16 protein-coding genes are annotated in these 19,783 nt (G+C 69.2%); 8 read left to right on the top strand and 8 right to left on the bottom strand.

Annotated elements, in window-relative coordinates:
• The 4 genes from E1287_RS06595 to E1287_RS06580 all read right to left on the bottom strand — a co-directional run.
• The coding region (locus E1287_RS06595) for a response regulator transcription factor (protein ID WP_131963924.1) at nt 1-675 on the bottom strand (675 nt) is incomplete at its 3' end.
• A 76-nt stretch (nt 676-751) separates the two neighbouring features.
• Entirely contained in the window at nt 752-1,732 is a 981-nt protein-coding gene (locus E1287_RS06590; RefSeq protein WP_131963923.1) for a D-alanine--D-alanine ligase family protein, read from the bottom strand.
• Between the two features lie 46 nt (nt 1,733-1,778).
• A complete protein-coding gene (gene alr / locus E1287_RS06585) occupies nt 1,779-2,831 on the bottom strand; it encodes an alanine racemase (protein ID WP_207934058.1) in 1,053 nt (350 codons plus the stop codon).
• A 74-nt stretch (nt 2,832-2,905) separates the two neighbouring features.
• Nucleotides 2,906-3,604 carry a M15 family metallopeptidase gene (locus E1287_RS06580; RefSeq protein ID WP_131963921.1) on the bottom strand — a complete coding sequence of 233 codons (699 nt, stop codon included), beginning with the start codon at nt 3,602-3,604 and terminating at the stop codon, nt 2,906-2,908.
• Between the two features lie 1,556 nt (nt 3,605-5,160).
• Here E1287_RS06580 and E1287_RS06575 point away from each other — a divergent pair.
• Together E1287_RS06575 and E1287_RS06570 are read left to right on the top strand one after the other, a co-directional pair.
• Nucleotides 5,161-6,177, top strand: a complete 1,017-nt coding sequence (locus tag E1287_RS06575; protein WP_131963920.1) for a ParB/RepB/Spo0J family partition protein — start codon at nt 5,161-5,163, stop codon at nt 6,175-6,177.
• Between the two features lie 403 nt (nt 6,178-6,580).
• Nucleotides 6,581-7,891, top strand: a complete 1,311-nt coding sequence (locus E1287_RS06570) for a cation:proton antiporter (protein ID WP_207934057.1) — start codon at nt 6,581-6,583, stop codon at nt 7,889-7,891.
• Nucleotides 7,892-7,947: 56 nt separating this feature from the next.
• Here E1287_RS06570 and E1287_RS06565 read toward each other — a convergent pair whose 3' ends face one another.
• Entirely contained in the window at nt 7,948-8,745 is a 798-nt protein-coding gene (locus E1287_RS06565) for a proline hydroxylase (RefSeq protein ID WP_131963918.1), read from the bottom strand.
• Nucleotides 8,746-8,969: 224 nt separating this feature from the next.
• On the opposite strand from E1287_RS06565, the gene besD reads away from it, so the two are divergent.
• The 3 genes from besD to besB all read left to right on the top strand — a co-directional run bounded on the left by besD (nt 8,970) and on the right by besB (nt 12,170).
• Nucleotides 8,970-9,740: an L-lysine 4-chlorinase BesD gene (gene besD / locus E1287_RS06560; RefSeq protein ID WP_207934056.1), complete on the top strand. Its 771-nt coding sequence runs from the start codon at nt 8,970-8,972 to the stop codon at nt 9,738-9,740.
• Nucleotides 9,741-9,822: 82 nt separating this feature from the next.
• On the top strand, nt 9,823-10,596 hold the full coding sequence (gene besC / locus E1287_RS06555) for a 4-chloro-allylglycine synthase BesC (RefSeq protein ID WP_131963917.1): 774 nt from the start codon (nt 9,823-9,825) through the stop codon (nt 10,594-10,596).
• Entirely contained in the window at nt 10,593-12,170 is a 1,578-nt protein-coding gene (gene besB / locus E1287_RS06550; RefSeq protein WP_207934055.1) for an L-2-amino-4-chloropent-4-enoate dechlorinase/desaturase BesB, read from the top strand. Before besC ends, besB begins: the two co-directional genes overlap by 4 nt.
• Before the next feature lie 92 nt (nt 12,171-12,262).
• On the opposite strand, the gene E1287_RS06545 is transcribed toward besB, so the two are convergent.
• Nucleotides 12,263-13,627, bottom strand: a complete 1,365-nt coding sequence (locus E1287_RS06545) for a peptide ligase PGM1-related protein (protein WP_207934054.1) — start codon at nt 13,625-13,627, stop codon at nt 12,263-12,265.
• A gap of 241 nt (nt 13,628-13,868) precedes the next feature.
• On the opposite strand from E1287_RS06545, the gene E1287_RS06540 reads away from it, so the two are divergent.
• Nucleotides 13,869-14,813 carry a sucrase ferredoxin gene (locus E1287_RS06540; RefSeq protein ID WP_243718685.1) on the top strand — a complete coding sequence of 315 codons (945 nt, stop codon included), beginning with the start codon at nt 13,869-13,871 and terminating at the stop codon, nt 14,811-14,813.
• Nucleotides 14,814-14,843: 30 nt separating this feature from the next.
• Nucleotides 14,844-16,067 carry an amidohydrolase gene (locus E1287_RS06535; protein WP_131963915.1) on the top strand — a complete coding sequence of 408 codons (1,224 nt, stop codon included), beginning with the start codon at nt 14,844-14,846 and terminating at the stop codon, nt 16,065-16,067.
• A 63-nt stretch (nt 16,068-16,130) separates the two neighbouring features.
• Here the strand turns inward: E1287_RS06535 and E1287_RS06530 are convergent, their stop codons facing one another.
• Complete coding sequence (locus E1287_RS06530) at nt 16,131-17,051, bottom strand: DMT family transporter (protein WP_131963914.1); 921 nt, start codon at nt 17,049-17,051, stop codon at nt 16,131-16,133.
• 72 nt (nt 17,052-17,123) lie between these two features.
• On the opposite strand from E1287_RS06530, the gene E1287_RS06525 reads away from it, so the two are divergent.
• Nucleotides 17,124-18,068, top strand: a complete 945-nt coding sequence (locus tag E1287_RS06525) for a LysR family transcriptional regulator (protein ID WP_131963913.1) — start codon at nt 17,124-17,126, stop codon at nt 18,066-18,068.
• Between the two features lie 13 nt (nt 18,069-18,081).
• Here the strand turns inward: E1287_RS06525 and E1287_RS06520 are convergent, their stop codons facing one another.
• Nucleotides 18,082-19,782 carry an ABC transporter ATP-binding protein gene (locus E1287_RS06520; protein ID WP_131963912.1) on the bottom strand — a complete coding sequence of 567 codons (1,701 nt, stop codon included), beginning with the start codon at nt 19,780-19,782 and terminating at the stop codon, nt 18,082-18,084.
• Between the last annotated feature and the right edge of the window lies 1 nt (nt 19,783).

Here is a 19,783-nt window from a genome sequence, read left to right as displayed (position 1 = left end):
GTCGGGGGCGGCGGGGTCGGGGGCGATGCGGTAGCCGACGCCGGGGACTGTGGCGATCAGCCAGGGTTCGCCGAGGCGCTTGCGCAGGGCCGACACGGTGATGCGGACGGCGTTGGTGAAGGGGTCGGCGTTGGCGTCCCAGGCCCGCTCTAGGAGTTCTTCGGCGCTGACCACGCCGCCCTTGGCGGTGAGCAGGATTTCGAGCACGGCGAACTGCTTGCGGGTCAGCGCGACGTAGCGTCCGTCCCGGAAGACCTCCCGGCGGAACGGGTCCAGCCGCAGGCCCGCGATCTCCAGGACCGGCGGACGGGCGTGCGCGCGCCGCCGGTCCAGCGCCCGCAGCCGCAGCACCAGCTCGCGGAGCTCGAACGGTTTGGTGAGGTAGTCGTCGGCCCCGAGCCCGAACCCCGACGCCTTGTCATCGATCCGGTCGGCGGCGGTGAGCATCAGGATCGGGATGCCGCTGCCGGACGCCACGATCCAGCGGGCGACCTCGTCGCCTGAGGGGCCGGGGATGTCGCGGTCCAGCACCGCCAGGTCGTAGGAGTTGACGGCGAGCAGCTCCAACGCGGTGTCGCCGTCCCCGGCGATGTCGGCGGCGATCGCCTCCAGCCGCAGCCCATCACGGACGGCTTCGGCCAGGTAGGGCTCGTCCTCCACGATCAGCACACGCATCTCCGCAGGGTATGCAACGCGACCTATCGCCGACGTATGCGAACGGACCCGCCCGTGGCTCCGGCGCTCCGGCCTCTCAGGGGCCGGGATCGTGGGTCTGTCCGGGCACGGTGGCGGCGTCGACGAGGCGTTCGACCAGTTGCTCGTAGGACTGTCCGGCCGCGGCGAACATTCTGGGCACCTGGGACTCGGCCGTCATTCCCGGCATGGTGTTGACCTCGTTGAGGACGGGCCCGTGACCGGTGAGGAAGAAGTCGATGCGGGCGACGCCGGCGCAGCCGAGCGCGTCGAACATCCGCAGCGCCGCCTCGGTCAGGGCCGCGCGGTCCGTGCCGTCGATGTCTGCGGGGACGCTGAACCGGGCCGAACCGTCATACTTCGACCGGGTGTCGAACAGGCCGTCGGTGTGGATCTCCAGCGGCGGCGACGCCCATCGACGGCCGTCGGCCTCACGCAGGACGGCCACATCGATCTCGCGGCCCGCGACGACGTCCTCGATCAGGATCCGGTCGTCGAACCGCGCCGCGCGGCGCAGTGCCTCGCGCAGCTGGGAGGCGTCGCGCGCCAGGGCGACGCCGAAACTCGACCCGGCCGAGGCCGGTTTCACCACGGCATCGGTCTCGAACTCGATGTCGTTGATCTCCGCCGCCATGACCAGGCGGCCCGGAGCGGTGCGGATGCCGGCGTCCTCCGCCACGAGCTTGGTGGCCCACTTGTCCATGCCGAGCGCACTGGCGCGCAGGTCCGACCCGACCATCGGCGTGTGCGCCAGGGCGCACAACGCCGCAAGCGTCCCGTCCTCGCCGGACGGGCCGTGGACCGCGGGGAAGACGACGTCGGCACGTTCGATGACGCGCAAGGCCGCCGCCAGGGAAGGGATGGTCTTCGTTCCGAGCGCGTCGGTTCCTCGCCACCATTTGCCGTCGCGGTCGATGGTCAGCTCGTCCACGTCGAATCCGCTGGAGCACAGCGCCTTCGCCACCGCTGCGGCAGTGGCGAGAGAGACGTCGTGCTCGGCGTTCTGCCCGCCGCCGATCACCGCGATCCGCCGCATCATTCCGCGCTCTCCTTCGTTCCGAGTCCCCGTTCATGCGGGCTTCTCTTCATGCGGTGCTCCGTTTCACGCGTGGGCCGATGCCGGTGACGATGGTGTGCGGAATGGTTCCGGCCCAGCGCGCCCAGTCCCCGATGGTCGGGGTCGCGCCCCCGTCCGGGCCGAACACGGTCGCGGACGTGCCGACCGGGAAGGCCACGGCGCCGGTGTCGATCACGATCTGGTCCATCGAGACGCGTCCGACGACCGGGAAACGGCGCCCGCCGATCTCGACGCCGGCCTGGGGCGAGCACTCTCGCGGGATCCCGTCCGCGTATCCGATGGGCAGGACGCTCAGATGGGTGGCCCGGTCGGTGACGTACGCACCGGCGTAGCCGACCGGCGTGCCCGCCGGAACCTCCGACGTGTGGACGACCGGCGCGGTCAGACGGGACGCGCCGTGCATCTCCACCGTCCCGGAAGGATCGATACCGACCAGTCCCGCCCCGACGCGGACCATGCCGAAATGCGTCGCCGGATCGGTCAGCGCCCCCGACGTGGCCGCGAGATGGGCCGGGGGCGAGCCGAGACCCGCCGCCCGGACCACCCGCCGCGCCGCGCGCATACCGGCGACCGCCCCCGCGTTCGCCGCCGGATCGGCTTGATCGGCCATCGCGAGATGCCCCATCACGCCCACGACGCGGACCCTCCGAGCCCGCTGACCACGCTGAGCCAGGCCGATCAGCTCGGTCCAGGCCGCACGCGGGCAGCCGCCACGGGACATGCCGGTATCCAGATGGAGATGAATCCGTACCGTTGGCGCGGTCTGCGTGAGCAGTGCGTCGAGCTCGTCCACCGATCCGACCGCGACATCGACCTCGGCGGCGGCCGCCGCCTCGGCATCGATCCCGGACGGGTGCAGCCACGTGAGGATCGGCACCGCCAGACCGGCGGCGCGCAACTCCAAAGCCTCCGTGACGCTCGTCGTCCCGAGCCATGCGGCACCGGCGGCGACGGCGGCCTTGGCGACGCTGACGGCGCCGTGGCCGTAGCCATCGGCCTTGACCACGGCCATGATCGTGCTCCGGGTCCGCGTACGGACCCTGGCCACGTTCGCGGTCACCGCCACGGGCAGCGTCTGCAACGTCGGTGGCCGAAAAGTACCTGCACGACGCTCCGGCGCGACCGAGACACGATTCACGGCCGCATCCCCGGGTCTTCGCACATCCACGAGCCACGGCCGTCGAGGGCATCGGGACGCGTTACGTCAGGCCACGTCTCATTGCCGTACGTCTGAGGCCGTCGCCCGTACGCGGGACCGTGCCCGTACGCGGGACCGTGCCCGTACAGCCAACCCGCCGCGTCCGGATGCGGCAGCCGGACCGGCTCCACCGTGCGGTACTCGAAATGCCACCACTCGTTGTCGTAGACGCGGTAGAGCCCGTACCGTCCACCGTGCTGTTCGAGCCACCGCGCGCCCTCGGTCGGCCGGACGTCGATCGCGAGCCCCCGCACATGGCCGGACTCCTCCGGTGGCAGCACCCGGCGCCGCGCCGCGGACACCGAGCCGGTGCGCCGCACCTCTGCCATGAAGATCCGGCGCTGCTCCGTCGCGTCGCGATATCCCGAGGTGAGGCCGATCAGCTGCCCGTCCCGCCAGAACGCCTCGGCCCGCGCGTGCGTGAACGCCGCCAGTGTCTCCGGCGCCAGCCCGCGGAGGTCCTCGGCGGGGAAGCGCAGGCTCAACGCCCACTGGCAGGCCAGGAAGCGGGCACGGCCCGGCGCGCGGCAGAAGGCGATCGGCACCAGCAGCATCGCGACGAGCCGGGTGACGGTCGCGAGGACGCGCGCCTTGATCGCCGAGCGCGGCGGTGGCACTGATGCGCTGTGGTCCATGCCTCCCACTGAAGACGGGAGGCTGTTGCAGTGACGTATGCGATTTTCGATACACCCGCGATATAGCTCAGGCGCGTGGGCGTCGCCGGTCAGGCCGACTGCGGTGAGGGTGAGGTGCCAGGCCAGGACCTCGGCAGCGGTGCAGGCGTCGCGGGGCTGGTTCGGCCCCTCGGGTCGGACGTGTTCGCTGACGCCGTCGCGGTCGTGTCACGGAGCGCCGAGAGGCGACCCTGGTCGCGGTCGGTTTCCAGCACCGCATGCTAAGGCCATGCCCTCGCAGGTGCGCATGCGCCTCGGGCCGTGTCGAACTCAGCGCCCACAGAGCGCCGAAGGTGAGCGCGGCCAGGCTGCGGCCCGAGCGCCGCGCAGGTCTGCACTGCTGCTGGTGATACCAACGGGGCGGAGGCCGCGGGCGGTGGTGTGGACGGCTGTCCGGCTGGAGCATTGGAGACGGACCGGGAGCCGAGCAGACCGCCGCGTTCTTGCACGCCATCCGCGGCCACCGGCTGAATGCCGCCTGCTGCTGATCGCGTTGCGGGGTTGCGGCGTGGTGAGGCGGCGGCGTTGCGCTGGGTGGACGTGGACTTGGAGCACGGTGCCGCGGTCGCCTGCAGGTGTGACTGCACAAGACCGCGTACAGCGCCTTGACCATCGCTGCGTTGCGGGTGCACCGGAACCGGCAGTCGGCCGAGGCTGCTGTCGGCGCGGCTGTACGAGTTGCGGTATGGCGGCCTCGCTGGCACACCGCCGCCGGAAAGACCGTCACCCATGTGCTGCGAGCTGGCGGCCGACAGTGCCGACGATCATCGGTGCTTAAGCGGCCCGCCGCTAATCGTGTTAGTGGCCGGTCCACCGTGGTGCCTTGCTGCGTAATGGAAAGCGTTTGCTCCGCATCCTTGTCGTCCTGTAGGGAAAGGGGTTAACTCAACGTCAGACCCCGTCCGGCCCACCGTGAATCCGTATTCGTCGCCGTCCAGCCCGGTGGCGCCATCGGGCCGGATCTGGGTGCGTGTTCTTCTTTGCGGTTTCGTTCTTCTGTAGCTGCGTCGCCGCCGCACTGTCTTACTTCTCGTTAAGCCTGGTCTGCGAACACCCTGGCTAATTTGGACAGATCGAGGGCAGCGCCGAAACTCCTGGCGTGATCAAATACGTGCCGGTCGCGGAACGGAGCCGGGGTGACCCATGAGATTGGTCGGTTGACATATTGATCTATTCGATATTTGATATGTGATCAAGTGGTCACCCGCTGGCAAGGTATAGCCAGACGGTGGGCGTCGCAGATACACGAGGAGTAGAAACATGGGGCGGTCCTCTCAATGCGCGTCGCTGCGTTCCAACGTTCCACCTGTAACGAATGGCCTTGGAACCGGGGAAAAATGGACCGTCACGGCCGCTGGCCGGTGGAAGCCCCGACGGTAGTGCACGTCAACGTCAGCGCCGGGCCAGGGTCGGTAGTCGTGGCCGAAGCTCTCCGCCGACCTTGGTCGAAGGTGAGGATGACGTCTGCTCAGCGGCACTCTCATTTCTTCCGTGATGATGCGCACTGAGGAACATATATGAATGCTTCCGATCGCGTCGACAGGTCCGGAGAATCTTTCTCCGGTGCACAAGAAACGTACCTGGTCCCCATCGATCAGCTTCGGCCGGCCGATACTCCGCGCCTCGAAGGGGAGGACGCGAGGCATATCAAAAGGCTGGTCGAAATCGAATCCGCACTGCCGCCGATTCTGGTCCATCGGCCCACGATGCGGGTCATCGACGGTATGCATCGGCTCCGCGCGGCCAAGCTCAAAGGTGAGGACGCCGTCAGGGTCGAATTCTTCGAGGGCACCGGGGAAGCGGCCTTCATCGAAGCGGTGAAGTCCAATGTGAGGCATGGCCTTCCCCTTTCCATGGAGGAACGGCGGGCCGCGGCCGAGCGCATCATCCTTTCGCGGCAGAACATGTCGGACCGGGCCATCGCCGAGTGCACGGGTTTATCCGCCAAGACGGTCAGCGGAATCCGGGCGAGGCTGGGCCGGCGATCTCCCGAGGAGGCGACACGGATCGGCAAGGACGGGCGCCGCCGTCCGCTCAGCGCCGCCGAGGGACGGCGCCAGGCCGCGGAGGCCCTGGCAGCCGAGCCGGACGCACCGTTGACCAAGATCGCCAAGGTCGCGGGCGTCTCCGTGGGAACCGCGCACGACGTCAGGCAGCGATTGCGCCGAGGCGAGGACCCGGTCGCGTCCAGGGACCGGCGCAAGTCGCGACCCGACGGGGCGACGCCGGACGATCGCGACCGGCCGGCGGAACCGGTGAGCGGCCTGCGCACCGTCCGGAGAACGGATAAGAACAGCGTGCAGGAACGGCTGCGGTCATTGCGGAAAGATCCGTCACTGCGGTTTTCCGAATCGGGGAGAGAACTCCTGCGCTGGCTCCATCTGCAGCAGCAACTGAGAGCCCACCAGTCGCGCGTGGTGGAAAACCTGCCGGCACATCTTCTAGCGGTCGTCGCCGACTTGGCCATTCAGTGCTCTGAAATGTGGCGTAGCCTTGCCCGGGAACTCCAGGAACGTGAGAACCAACTGGATTAGCGGGCACCCCACGTAACTCGGACGGGCCTGGTTCGCCGGAATGCTCGTCCGAAACCTGCCGGACGGTGCCCCGCGAGACGACCGCGACCTGCCGGGACGGTGACCGGCCGCAACCGTTGGACACGTCCATGAAGCTGAGCCTTCTTTCAACTGAAGAAAATCCTCAGTTGAATGACCTCCGTCGTCATTGCGTGATCAGGACGGCACTGTTCGTGTTTGTCCCTGTCCAAACTCGAACGATCTCACGGACCTACCGATCATTCAGGGCGGGCGGCTCGTCGATGTGCCTCGCCGACCGCGTCGGTTAAGGTCCGAAATCAACCCTCCGCCCGGCTTTCCTGTGGTCGAGCCATGACAGTCCGGGGAGCACATGATTTCCTCATCCACGCCCACGACCGTCGCGGTGCTTTCAGCGGATCAATTGCTCGTCTTTCTGCTCCAGCTGGCCTCGATTCTGGCGTTGGCGATGGCCTTCGGCAGGCTCGCGGCGAGGCTTGGAATGCCCGCCGTCGTCGGCGAACTCCTTGTGGGCATCCTGCTCGGGCCGTCGCTCCTCCTCCGTCTGCCCACCGACCTGTCGGGGCGGTTCTTCCCTGGCGGTGCGGAGCAGATGCACCTTCTGGACGCCGTCGCCCAGATCGGAGTGCTGCTGCTGGTGGGTGTCACCGGGATGCACCTGGATCTGGACCTTGTGCGCCGGCGAGGCAGGACGGCCGTCATGGTCAGCGGCGGCGGCTTGATCGTCCCGCTCGGGCTGGGCATCGGCGCGGCGTTCCTGCTTCCCGCCGGTTTATCCCCGAAGGGCGCGGACCGAGTCGTCTTCGCGCTCTTTCTTGGCGTCGCGATGTGTGTGAGCGCCATTCCCGTCATCGCGAAGACGCTGATGGACATGCGGCTGCTCCACCGCAACGTCGGTCAGCTCACCCTGACCGCCGGGGTGATCGACGACGTCTTCGGCTGGTTCATGCTGTCGGTCGTGTCGTCCGTCGCCGTCGCCGGCGTCCGCGGCACGGTCATCCTGCAGTCGCTCGCCTCCGTCGCGGTCGTGGCCCTCATCTCGCTGACCGCCGGGCGCTGGGCGGTCCGGCATACGTTCCGGCTGGTCGGCCTCGGCAACGAGCCGGGCCCGGTGGTCGCGGCCGCTGTCGTGCTGATCCTCCTCGCCGCGGCCGCCACCCATGCGCTGCGCCTGGAGCCGATCCTGGGCGCCTTCCTCGCGGGCATCCTCATCGGACGCGTAGGCGGGATCGAACCTGCTCGCCTGGCCCCGCTCCGCACCATCGCTCTGTCCGTCCTGGGGCCGGTCTTCTTCGCCACCGCCGGCCTGCGCATGGATCTCGGCGCGCTCCTCGATCCGAGGATCGCCGTGGCCGGGCTGGGCATGCTGGCGGTCGCGATCATCGGCAAGTTCGTGGGGGCCTGGGCGGGCGCGAAGCTGAGCGGGCTGAACCGGTGGGAGGCGCTGGCCCTGGGCGCCGGTCTCAACGCCCGCGGAGTCATCGAGGTCACCGTCGCGATGGTCGGGCTGAGGCTCGGCATTCTCAGCGTTCCGGCCTACACCATCGTGGTGCTGATCGCCGTGGTCACGTCGCTGATGGCGCCGCCGCTGCTGAGACTGGCCATGGAGCGTGTCGAGCGGACGGCCGACGAGGAACTACGCGAGGCAAGGCACCGCGAATGGAGTCGCCTTCCCGACGCCGTCCAGAGCGATTGAGAGAGGGCCCGCCGCAATTGCGGCGGGCCCTCTGCCGATGGCACCACATCGTCGGCTCAGGACCACGCGACGAGACTCCCCTCGGGAGTGAGGCCGAAGAAAAATGCCAGCGTTATTCTCCGATGCCCTTCACCGTTCGGCCGTACCGTGTGGTAGTTGTTCGGATTGAAAAGCAACCCGTCCCCGAGTTCTGGGGTCACGGTGACCTCCTGGTAGTTCTCAACGACCGCCGGGGTGTAGCCGTATTTGTGACGATGGACGTCGTCGGCCAACGCCCACCGGTGCCGCCATACGGTGGTCTCCCCGCCGTCGCCGGGCACCACGAGCCAGAGGTTAAAGGTGAGCTGCGCGACGATCTCCTGATCGAAGAGACCGTCCGGGTACTCCAGGCGAATGTCGTCGTAATGGATGAGCGTGCCAGCGTTTATCTCACGCAGCATGCCGACGAACGCGGGACGCCCGCCGATGGTGGCGGGACGCAGCGCCTCTCCCCAGGCGTCGCCGAGAGCGTCCAGGCACAACCTGGTCGGGTCCGGATCGAAGCCCGTCCCCCGCCACTGGGCCCGGGCGGTTTCGGCGTCGTGCCAGTAGCGGTCGGCATCGAGGCCGCCGTCGGGATGGCGGTAGTCGTTGAGGGCGGGACCGAAACGCGTCATCGCCGTCCGGGCCGGCTGGTAGTCGGCCGCCGGCAGCCGGTGCAGCCTGCCGACCGTCCCGCCGACGAGGTCGGGCCCGAATAGGCGGGGGACGCGAAGTGCGGCGAGGCCGCCCGTCGCGAGAGCCTCGATCTGCGCGCGGGAAAAGGCGGGGGAGTCCACCGCGGTGAACGTGGGATCGAGCGCCGTGCCGGACATTTGTCCTCCAGTTCGATGGCCGGGGCCGGATAGCACGGTGAAAACGACATGACGGGATTGTAATGCGCGGCGAAGTTTCGCAAGGGTTCAAAAGTGCACGCAGAACTGTTTGGTTGAAAGCGCGCGATCTGCCTACTATCAGGCCAGCCTGAGATCCGATTCCGGGGCCGGCCCGGTGCGATCTTCGAGGCGAATCACACATCGGCCAATACCGGAGGTTCGTCATGACCGTCGACCATGCGGAGAACAAAGCCGAACTCAACGGAGTGTGCGAAAAGCTCGATAGGAGCGACATCCAGCGGCTCTCGCATCGCTTTCACCGGTACGGCATCGTCACCGTGACCGAGCTCATCAAGGAGAACGTCCGCGACCTCCTCCGGAAGGAGGCGGAACGCCTTCTCGACCTCCACGCCGAGCGCCGGGACCTGCGCCTGGCCACCACCGACAACACCCGCCGATCGATGTCCGTGGTGCCCAGCGAGACGATCGCGAACGACAGCGAGCTGGTGCGCAGGCTGTACGCGCACTCGGAGCTGACCTCGCCGCTGGAGGCCATTGCCGGCGAGAAGCTGCACCCGTGCCCGAAGCCGGACGAGGAGTTCCTCATCACCCGCCAGGAGCAGAGCGGGGACACGCACGGATGGCACTGGGGCGACTTCAGCTTCGCCCTGATCTGGGTTCTGGTATCGCCGCCGATCAATGTGGGCGGTCTGCTCCAGTGCGTCCCGCACACCTCCTGGGACAAGTCGAACCCGCAGATCAACAGGTACCTGGTCGACAACCCGATCGACACCTACTTCTTCACGTCCGGCGACGTGTACTTCCTGCGGACCGACACGACCCTGCACCGGACGATCCCCCTCGAAGAGAGCACCACCCGCATCATCCTCAACATGACGTGGGCGGGTACCCGCGACCTGAACCGCGAGTTCGACGCCGACGACCGCTGGTGGGACGACGCCGGCGTCTCGGCGGCCACCTCGGTCGAGCGCTGACCGGCGAGCGGGCACGCGGCGGCACGACAAGCCACGACGACAGCAGCCACGACAGCAGCCACGACAGCAAGGAGCAGGAAGAATGACCGAGCTCAAGACCACCGAACCCGCCTCGGTGCCGGTGTGGGAGCACTTCGACAACGTCGACGCCGGCATCCGGCGGCGGATCGCCGTCGAGAACCCGGAGATCAAGACCTACCTCGACGAGACGCTGGCCCGGATCGCGTCCCACCGCGCCGTCGAGCACCCGCTGCTGAACGCCTACCGCACCACGGCGTTCGAGCCGGAGCAGGAACGCCGGTTCTTCAGCGAGTGCTACTACTTCTTCCAGTACCTGCCGTTCTACATCACCGGAATGGCGATCAAGACCCGGGACGAGATGATCCTGCGCGAGATCATCCTGAACGTGGCGGACGAGGTCGGCGGCGAGACCACGCACTCGGCCGTCTTCGCCGGCTTCCTGTCCCGGCTCGGGATCGAGCGGGAGCAGCTGGCGGAGTACGAGCCGCTCGAGGTGACCCGGCAGCTCAACGACGGTATCCGGCGGCTCTACACCGAGTCGTCGATCTACACCGCGCTCGGTGCGCTGTACGCCGACGAGACGATGTCCTCGATCATGGTCTCGAAGATCAACGACGGGCTCGCCAACCAGGGGTATGACGAGGACGTCCGGCACTTCTGGACGCTGCACATCGACGTCGAGGTCGGGCACAGCAACTCCGTCTTCAACGCGATCGCGCCGTATGTGGAATCGGCCGAGGCGCGTGCCGAGTTCGAGGCGGGCGCGTTCGAGTTCCTGCGGCTCGTCGAGAACTACTGGGACGGGGTGCAGCGGCTCGTGAGCGCCACGCCGTGAGCATCGAGCAGGGAGCACGGCCGTGGGCGGAGGTCAGCCTGCGGCATGTCCCCGCCGGACGGCGGATCCCCGGCCCCGTGCATTCGGTGTCGGTGTCGATCCCGGACGTCGGGTCGATGACCGGGTTCGAGTCGGGCGACCAGGCCGTGCTGCGGCGCATCCCGTGGGGGTATCCGCGATTCCGCGCGCACCCTTACGTGACGCGGGTGGCGCGGCTGGTGGCCGGCGAGATCGGCGGACCGGCCGAGGACATGGTCCTCACCTGCTCGGCACGGGCCGCGGCGGCCGCCGCGGCCCACGCCGGGCTCGCGCCCGACGCCGCGTTCGAGGCCCTCGGGGTGCACGGCGTGCGGCTGCCCCGTGACGCGAGCGTGGCGCGGACCCGGGTTCGCGAGTACGTGCAGCACACCGGTGGCCACCTGTCGTCGCGCAAGGCGGAGGACGTCCTCCTGACCGCCGGTCTGATCGACGCCGGTCTGATCGACGACCCTCAGGTCGGGAGCGCACCGGACGGTGATCCGGCCGCGTCCGTCAGGGAGGTGCTCTCGGACGCCTACAGCGCCCGCTCGGTGGCCGACGTCTCTCTGCACAACAGCGGTATGAACGCGGTCGCCGCGGCCGTCGCGGCGCTGTCGGAGATCCAGCGGGCGAACGGACGGCGGCGGTGGATCCAGCTGGGCTGGATCTTCTTCGACACCGTGAGCCTGCTGGAGAAGCGTGTCGTCGACGTCGAGCGCATGGTCCTGCCGGACCCGTTCGACCTGGCGATGGTCGCCCGTGCCGCGGCGGCGCAGGCGGGTGAGCTCGCGGGCATCGTCGTGGAGGTTCCCAGCAATCCGAGCCTCCAGGTGCCGGACGTCCCGGCGCTGCGGGAGATCGCCGACCGCGCCGGGTGCGCGCTGGTGATCGACGCGACGATCGCCACGCCGTACAACGTCGACGTGCTTCCTTACGCCGACGTTGCGGTCGAGAGCCTGACGAAGTACGCGACCGGTTCCGCGGACGTGCTGATGGGCGCGGCGGTGGTCAACGCCGGCTCGTCCTTCGCCACCAGGCTGCGGGACGGGCTGGCGCGCCACGGTGACGAGCCCTACCACCGCGACGTGGCCCGGGTCGCCGCCCGGATCCGTGACTACGCCGCCCGGATCGACCGGGTGAACGCCAACGCGGTCGCGCTCGCGCGGCTTCTTCAGGAGTCCAGCCTGGTCAGGGGAGTGGCCTGGCCCTACGACGCCCGTTCCCGGGCCAATTACCGGAAGATCGAACGCCGCCCCGACGCGCCCGGCGGTCTGCTCATGGTGGATCTGAGGGTGCCGCTGGAGCGGGCGTACGACCGGCTCGCCGTGGCGAAGGGGCCGAGTTTCGGCGCCGATTTCACGATGGCGTCGCCCCAGATCTTCGTCGCCCACTTCGATCTGCTGTCCACCCCCGAGGGACGTGCCGTACTGCGCGCCCACGGACTGCATCGGGACATGCTCCGGATCTCCGTCGGGACCGAAGACCCGGACCAGATTCTGGAGACCTTCGAGGAAGTCTTCGGCTCCCCCAAGAGCCCGGCGAGCCCGGTCGGGTGAAGGTGCGGGGGCCATCGTTTCGCCGGTCTGGCTCGTCTCCCTCGCGGGAGGCGCGTCAGACCGGCGAAACGTTGCCTTACCAAAAGAGGGGCTCAGGTGCGCATGAGCGCCGCCTCGGCGGCTTCGCGATGCGTGTCGGCGAGTTCGGCGGACGGCGCCAGCGCGGTCAGTTCGACGAATCCGCAGGTGTCCAACCCGCCGAGCACATGGAGCGCCACCCCTTCGCCCGCCTCATGGCGGTAGAGGAGCCCCTCCGCGCGCAGCCGATCGACGGCGGACCTCGGGTCGAGAGCCGTCAGGACGTCGGGCTCGAACAGACGCCGGTGGGAGTAGTGCACCCGCCGTCCGTCCGGCCTGCGCACAAGCCCGTCCTTTCCTGCCTTCGCGCCCGCGATCGCCTCGACGTACCGGACCACATGGCTGGGCCCGACCTTGCGCAGGTTGACCTCCACCGCGAGCAGCCCGCGCCGCGGCACGGTCACGAAGTCCACTCCGAACGAGCCCCGGTGACCCAGTTCGGCGAGGGCCGCGCCGGTGCGCTCCATCGCCGTCACCATGGCGGGCCGCCACTGTTCGTCCACCGCGGACCGGCACCCCCAGTACTGGCCGTCGACCAGCAGCTGTTCGTGGCAGGCGATCGTGTCGACCGTGCCGCCGTCCCCGATCCATCCCTGTGCGCTCGGCGAGGAGACGGCCTCGTCGACGAACTCCTCGACGATCGCTCCGCTCTCGGCGAGTTCGCGGCGGAAGTCGTCCCCGGGCATGCGGATCATCTCGGCCGACCCGACCAGGTCCCTGGTGCGGAGGAGCCGGTCGCAGTCGACGAGCACGTTGCCGATCGACGCGGCCCAGGTGCTCGCGCTCAACTTCACCAGGACGCGCCGCGGCGGTATCGGCCCGGAGGTGAGCTGCTTGACCGCCGACACGACCGCCGCCTCGCCGTGCGCGAGCTCCGGGGTCCCCCCGGGGACGGCGACACCCGCGCGGATCAGGAGCTCCTTGCCGCCGGCCTTGCCTCCCCATCGGTCGGCGAACAGGTGGTCGCTCTCTTCGGCGCTCGAACCGATCGCCCTCGCGAGCTCGTCCGTCCGCCGTGACGCGGCGAAATTGACGATGACCGCCGCGGGATCAGCGCGGACGGTGTTCCGCAGCAGCTCCATGACCTGGTCGTCGCGGTGGACGAGCTCGTCCAGCGGACGGACCTCGGGAGCGGCGGGGACCACGATGGTCAGCCGCTCCCGCGCACTCTCCACCATCCGGTCGTCGAATCGGAAGATGTCCCGGAAGTGGTATTCGAGCGTGTACGGGTCGACGGGCTCCGACATCACGGCGACGATCCTGCTGCGCGGGTCGCGGAGGTCGTCGAGAAAACACAGGGTTCGCTCGGCGGAGAACCTGAGGTAGGGCACTTCTGCCAAGGCGCGCTCGGCGTACTGAAAAGCATAGAGAAGAATCATTGTCGATGAACCTTCGGGCATGCAGGTACATCCTCCGCTCAGGTTGAGTGACTCCGGGCGCTCCGGCGAGACCGTCCGGATTCTACTTGAATCACCAGTCGGCTGCCATCTTTTCGGCACGTTTCAGAGGCCGCCGCCGGTGGTCGTGAATTTTTCGGACATAACGGCGTAGGATGATCCGAAGAAAGGCGAATGCGGGTCGACCGGCCGCACCCCACTCCAGCTGAAAGGGAGGCATCCGGTGGAATTCCATGAGTGCAGCCATTGCCTTGGCAGCCATTCAGGCGGCGTGCCGACGATGGCCAGCGCGACCGTCAGGGCGCGCGGTTGGCTGCTGATCGAGCATCGAGGCCCCTGGGCCGATCGGATTGAGGGAACCGGCTTGACGGCCCCGCTGGCCGATGCGGTGGAGCGGGCCCGTTCCCACGGGCTGCGAGTGCAGCTCATCCGGCGCCCGGGGAGGCGGCGCACACCGCCGCCCCGTCAGATCTACGTGGGGTGGTCTGGTCCGTTCGACGCCGCCGCCTGGGACGACCGCCAGGGCCATCCCCCCTGGCTGGAGGGCCGGGAACTGGACGATGACGAGGAATTGGCGGGGCTTGATCTGCGGGCCGCGGGCTCCGGTCGTCCGCCCGCCTTCGGCTCGCGCGTCGCCGGGCCGATCCTGCTGGTGTGCGTGAACGGTAAGAGGAACGTGTGCTGCGCCCGCCACGGAGTTCCACTCGCACGCGGTTTGCAGGCCCGTTTCGGGGACGCGGTGTGGGAGACCACCCACGTCGGCGGCGACCGCTATGCGGCCAATCTCGTGTGCCTTCCCCACGGCCTGTACTACGGCGCTCTCAGTCCGGAACAGGCGATCTCGTCGGCCGAAGCCTATTACCGCGACGAGATATCTCTGAACCGCTACCGCGGAAAGGCCGGTGTGCCAGAACCGGCACAGGCCGCCGAGCACTTCATCCGTATTCACACCGGTGCACTCAAGGTGGACGACGTCCGGATGGGACGACTGTTCTACGCGGCGACTGATGAGGCCGTCTGCATGGTGCAGGTCGGAGTCGGAGATGCCCGCTACCAAGTGGTCGTCCAACGCAGGCCGCTTGAGCAGTGCGGCCCTGGCTGCTTGGAGGAGACGCACACCTATCTCCTCCAAGAAATTTCAGCGCTGCACGAAGCAGTACCCGTGTAGCGGCAAAAGCGAGCCGCACGGGAGGTGCGCATGCAGGAATCCAGCCCTGATGAAAACGAGGAAATTCTACGAAAACGGCTCGACGATTTCCTGACCAGATCAGAGGACGAACTGATCGATTTTCGCCGCGCTCTGCACATGCATCCGGAACTCGGATTCGCGGAGCACAGGACGACCGCCCGGATCGCCGAGGCGTTGACCGGGGGCGGGCTGCGGCCTGTCGGCCTGCCGAAAGGCACCGGCCTGATCTGCGACATCGGCTCGGGCGCCGGTCCAGCGGTAGCGCTGCGAGCCGACATCGACGCGCTGCCGGTGACGGACGAGAAGGACGTCCCGTACCGTTCGCGGCTGCGGGGAGCCTGTCACGCCTGCGGTCACGACGTGCACACCGCGATCCTGCTCGGCACCGGTCTCTTCCTCGCCCAATGGGCGGACGCGGGGCTGCTGCCCGGCCGGGTGCGGTTGGTCTTCCAGCCGGCCGAGGAGGGCCTGGCCGGCGGGGCGGGCGAGGTCATCGACGCCGGCGGTCTGGCATCCGTCGGGCGGATCTTCGCCTTGCACTGCGACCCGCGCCTCCCCGTCGGCGAGTTCGGTCTCCGGGCCGGGCCCGTCACAGCGGCGTGCGACAAGGTGCGCGTGCGGGTGGGCGGGCCCGGCGGGCACACCGCGCGTCCCCACCTGACCGCGGACCTGGTGTACGCGCTGGGCAAGGTCCTCACCGAACTGCCCGCGGCCCTGTCCCGCCGGGTGGACCCCCGGGCCGGCCTCAGCCTCGTCTGGGGACGGGTGGCCGCGGGTTCGGTGGCCATCGCGATCCCCGATGACGGCGTCGCCGAAGGCACCGTCCGATGCCTGGACGGAGGCCTCTGGCACACCGTGCCCGATCTCATGGAGGCCCTTCTGGACACCGTCGCCAGAGCGTACGACGTCAAGACCGAGCTGACGTACGAACGCGGCACCCCGCCCACCGTCAACGAGGAGACGAGCGTCGAGCTGTTCCGTACGGCCGCACGGACGGTACTCGGCGAGGACGGCGTGGTCGACACCCCTCAGAGCCTCGGTGGAGAGGACTTCGGCTACTACCTCGAATCGGTTCCCGGGGCCCTGGGCCGACTGGGCGTACGGCGGTTCGACCGCGCCGACGAGTACGACCTGCATGTCGGTGCCTTTGATGTCGACGAAAGATGCATCGCGCTCGGCGTCCGGCTGATGGTGACGACCGCGCTGAAGGCAGTGCAGGCCCCCACGGCGTAGATCCCCGCGCGGCCCCGGCGCCCGTCACGCCTCGAATGGACCGTTCCATCATGCTGTGTCGCATCACCTGGTCTTCGCGCGCTGAACGGCGGGGTCATCCTCGGGTGCGGACGTCGGCGGCCGGGTGAAGCGGCGATTGATCACCACGACGCCGACCATGCTGACCACGCCGCCGAGCAGGTCGACCAGGGTGGGCCTTTCGCCGAGCCAGACGAAGGCGACCACGATCGCGACGGGCGGGACGAGGTAGAGCGCGGCGGTGGACTCGGCGATCGTGTAGCGGGCGACCGCGTACCCCCAGGTGACGAAGCCCAGCGCGGAGGGCAGCAGCCCGAGGTAGACCGCCGATCCGATGGCGTCGGCGGGGGCCTGCGCCAGCCCGCGCGCCGCCGCGGGCGCCAGGGGCAGGAGGAAGATCGTGCCCGCCCACATCGCGTAGCAGGCGACCTCCAGCCCGGTGTAGCGCCTGAGCAGCGGCTTGGTCGCGAAGTGGTAGACGCCCTGCACGACCGCGGCCGCGAGGATGGCCAGGGCGCTGGTGGTGACCCGGGTCGAACCGCCCGCGTAGGCGATGACCGCCGCGCCGGAGATCGCGATGATGCTGCCGAGCACGATCGTCGTGGTGAGGCGTTCGCCCAGGAACGCGGTCGCGAGCAGCACGCTGAACACCGGAGCGGTGGCGATCAGCAGGCTCGCGGTACCCGCCGGGACGTGGACCTCGCCCCAGTTGAGCAATAACTGGTAGGCGCTCATCCCCGTGGCCCCGCACAGCGCGATCAGCAGGAGATCGCGCCTGCGCGGCCGGCGGACCTTCAGCAGCGGGCTGACGGCCGCGAGGGCGAGCGAGGCCACGGCCAGGCGCCAGAACGACAGGCCTCCCACGTCCAGGCCGTCGACCGCCACCCGGATCGCGGGGAAGGCCGACGCCCACAGGACGACCGTCGTGACCAGGGCCGGAAAGCGAAGTGTCTTCGATCGATTCACAGGTCCCAGCCTTCCCTATACAATGATGAAGATCTAATTAATCTTCCTTTCGGAACCAGGAAGGTGTTCTTCTTGTTAGAGGTACGCCGCCTGCGGCTGCTACGCGAACTCCAGGTCCACGGCACCGTCACGGCGACCGCCGAGGCCCTGCACCTCAGCGGTCCCGCCGTGTCCCAGCAACTGGCCGCGCTGGAGAAGGAGGCCGGCATGCCGCTGCTGGAGAAGCAGGGCAGGAGGCTGCGGCTGACGGCGGCCGGGAACCTGCTGGTCGAGCACGCCGAGGTCATCCTCGGCCAGCTCGCCACCGTCGAGGCCGATCTTCGCGCGCTGCGCGGCGGAGACCAGGGGCTGGTCCGCGTCGCCGCCTTCCCGTCGGCCGCCCGGGTTCTGGTGTCCCGGATGTGGCGCGCGCTCTCCCAGGAGCGGGGGCGCTCACCCGAGCTGCGCGTCATCGAACATGAGCCGGACGAGGCCGCGGAGGGGCTGCGCCGCCACGACAGCGACATCGCGATCGTCCACTCCTACAGCCTGCTGCCCCGCGACCTGCCGGCGGGCTGCGAACAGCACCGGCTCATGGACGAGCCGGTACTGCTGGCCCTGCCTCAGCATCTGGCCGCCGAGCGCACCCTGATTGCCGGGCAGCGCGTGAACCTCGCCGACCTCGCCGACGAGAACTGGCTGATGCCGGGCCCCGAGACCTCCTGCCACGAGCTGACCAGGCGCGCCTGCGGAAGCGCGGGGTTCGTGCCCCGCCCCGCCGTGATCGCCAGCGATTTCTCCGTGCTGACCGAACTCGTCGCCGTCGGCGCCGGAGTCGCCTTGGTGCCGCGCATGGCGCTGCCCGCCGACACCTCGAACGTCAGCCTGCACCCCCTGGTCCATCCGGTCGTCCGGGTCGTCCATGCGTTCACCCGGATCGGTGACGCGCGGCTGCCGCACGTGAAGCTCGTCCTCGAGGCCCTCCGGTCGGTGGCGGCGGACATAGAGCTGCGAGCCATGGCAGTGGCCCAGCAGTGACTCGGGAGTCGGGTCAGCGGGCCACGGCCAGCCGGTAGGTCTCGTCGGTGCCGAGCAGGTTGCGGTGCGTGTCCTCGGCGGTGATGACGCCGCCGTCCAGGACGAGGACCCGGTCGGCGGCGTCCAGGAAGGGCGGGCTGCTGGTGATCACGATGGTGGTGCGGCCCCGGCGCAGTGCGGCGATGTTGCGCGCGATGAGCTGTTCGGTGACGGCGTCGACGGCGGTCGTCGGGTCGTGCAGGACGAGGACGTCGGTGTCGGCGGCGAGGGCGCGGGCCAGCGACAGCCGTTGCCGCTGCCCGCCGGACAGGTTCGCGCCCCGGTCCCGGACGGGGTGGTCGAGCCCGTCGCGGTGGAGCGCGACGACGTCGGTCAGCATGGACGCCGCGACGGCCTCGGCGATCATCCGTCCGGCGCCCGACGGGTCGATGTTCGTGCGGAGGGTGCCCGCGAAGATCTCCCCGTCGTAGGGGTTCACCAGCATGTGCTCGCGGAGCGTCTCGATCGACAGGTCGGCCGTCTCCTGCCCGCCGACCCGCACCACGCCCTCGTACGCGTCGGGCGGGACGGCGGCCGCCAGCACCGACGCGAGGTCGGCCGCCGCGCGCGGCTGATAGGCGGTGATCGCCACGAACTCGCCGGACGGCACCGTGAATTTCAGCTCGTTCAAGGCCCCATACCGGACGCCGTCGACGTCGAGGCCGCCGCCCGGCGCCGGACGGCCGCGGCCCGGGGTCGTCACCGGCGGCGCGGCGAGGACCAGCGCCATCCGCTGCGCCGACGCCCGCGCGATCATCACGTATGTCGGCATCTGCGAGAACAGCTTGAGCGGCTCGATGATGAACTGCGCGAGCCCGACGGCCATGACGAGCTGGCCGATGGTGATCTGGCCCTGGAACGCGAGCCGTCCCGCCACGAGCGTCACGGCGGTGGCCAGCAGCGCGTTGAGGGCCAGCGCGGCGCCCGCGTACGCGCCGTTCGCCCGCGCGACGATCACCGCCTGGTGCTTGGCCTCCGTGCTGACCGTCCGGTAGGAGCCGAACGCCGCGTGGTTGCCGCCGAAGCCGCGCAGTGGGCGGAGCCCGATGATCAGGTCGGCGACCTTCGCGCCCGCCCGCGCCACCCGTGCCTGCTGCTCGCGGGTGCCGGAGCCGATCCGCCTGGACAGCACGCTCAGGATCGTCAGGATCGCGATCGTCCCCGCGATCACCAGCAGGCCGAGGCGGACGCTCGCCAGGCCCAGCGCGACCGCCGCGACCAGCACCGCGACCAGCGAGCTGATGAGCAGCGGCACCACCTCGATGATGTCGGCGGTCTGGTCGGCGTCCTCGGTGGCGATGGTCAGCACCTCGCCGGACTTGAGATCGGTGTCCCTGGCCACCGGCTGGAGCCCGCGGGACGCGACCTCCACCCGCCAGCGGTGCGCCTCGGTCGTGTTGGCCTTCTGCAGGACGCGCATCCCGAACCGCCATGAGAACGACACCGTCGTGATGATCACGGCGAGCGCGGCGATGGACAGGGCGAGCGCGCCGAGGCTCCGGTCCCGCATCGTGTGCTCGACGATCAGGCCGAGCGCGATGGGGAAGGCGGTCTCGCCCGCCTGGTACAGGCCCATGAGGACGGTGCCGCCGGTCATCGCGCCGATGTTGCGGCGCAGCGCGGTCCGGAGGATCGCGGAGCCCGTGCGGGGCTGCTGTTCGTCAGGGGTCGTCATC

Source organism: Actinomadura sp. KC06, from assembly GCF_004348735.1.
In the GTDB taxonomy this organism is placed as follows: domain Bacteria; phylum Actinomycetota; class Actinomycetes; order Streptosporangiales; family Streptosporangiaceae; genus Spirillospora.
Note: the sequence above shows the minus strand (reverse complement) of the source record. Positions and strands in the feature narration are given on the sequence as shown.

Excerpts from the sequence above, each read along its gene's own strand:
- E1287_RS06590 (WP_131963923.1), bottom strand. The coding sequence starts at position 1,732 with ATGATGCGGCGGATCGCGGTGATCGGCGGCGGGCAGAACGCCGAGCAC.
- E1287_RS06580 (WP_131963921.1), bottom strand. The coding sequence starts at position 3,604 with ATGGACCACAGCGCATCAGTGCCACCGCCGCGCTCGGCGATCAAGGCG.
- E1287_RS06575 (WP_131963920.1), top strand. The coding sequence starts at position 5,161 with ATGAATGCTTCCGATCGCGTCGACAGGTCCGGAGAATCTTTCTCCGGT.
- E1287_RS06565 (WP_131963918.1), bottom strand. The coding sequence starts at position 8,745 with ATGTCCGGCACGGCGCTCGATCCCACGTTCACCGCGGTGGACTCCCCC.
- besD (WP_207934056.1), top strand. The coding sequence starts at position 8,970 with ATGACCGTCGACCATGCGGAGAACAAAGCCGAACTCAACGGAGTGTGC.
- besC (WP_131963917.1), top strand. The coding sequence starts at position 9,823 with ATGACCGAGCTCAAGACCACCGAACCCGCCTCGGTGCCGGTGTGGGAG.
- E1287_RS06545 (WP_207934054.1), bottom strand. The coding sequence starts at position 13,627 with ATGATTCTTCTCTATGCTTTTCAGTACGCCGAGCGCGCCTTGGCAGAA.
- E1287_RS06535 (WP_131963915.1), top strand. The coding sequence starts at position 14,844 with ATGCAGGAATCCAGCCCTGATGAAAACGAGGAAATTCTACGAAAACGG.
- E1287_RS06520 (WP_131963912.1), bottom strand. The coding sequence starts at position 19,782 with ATGACGACCCCTGACGAACAGCAGCCCCGCACGGGCTCCGCGATCCTC.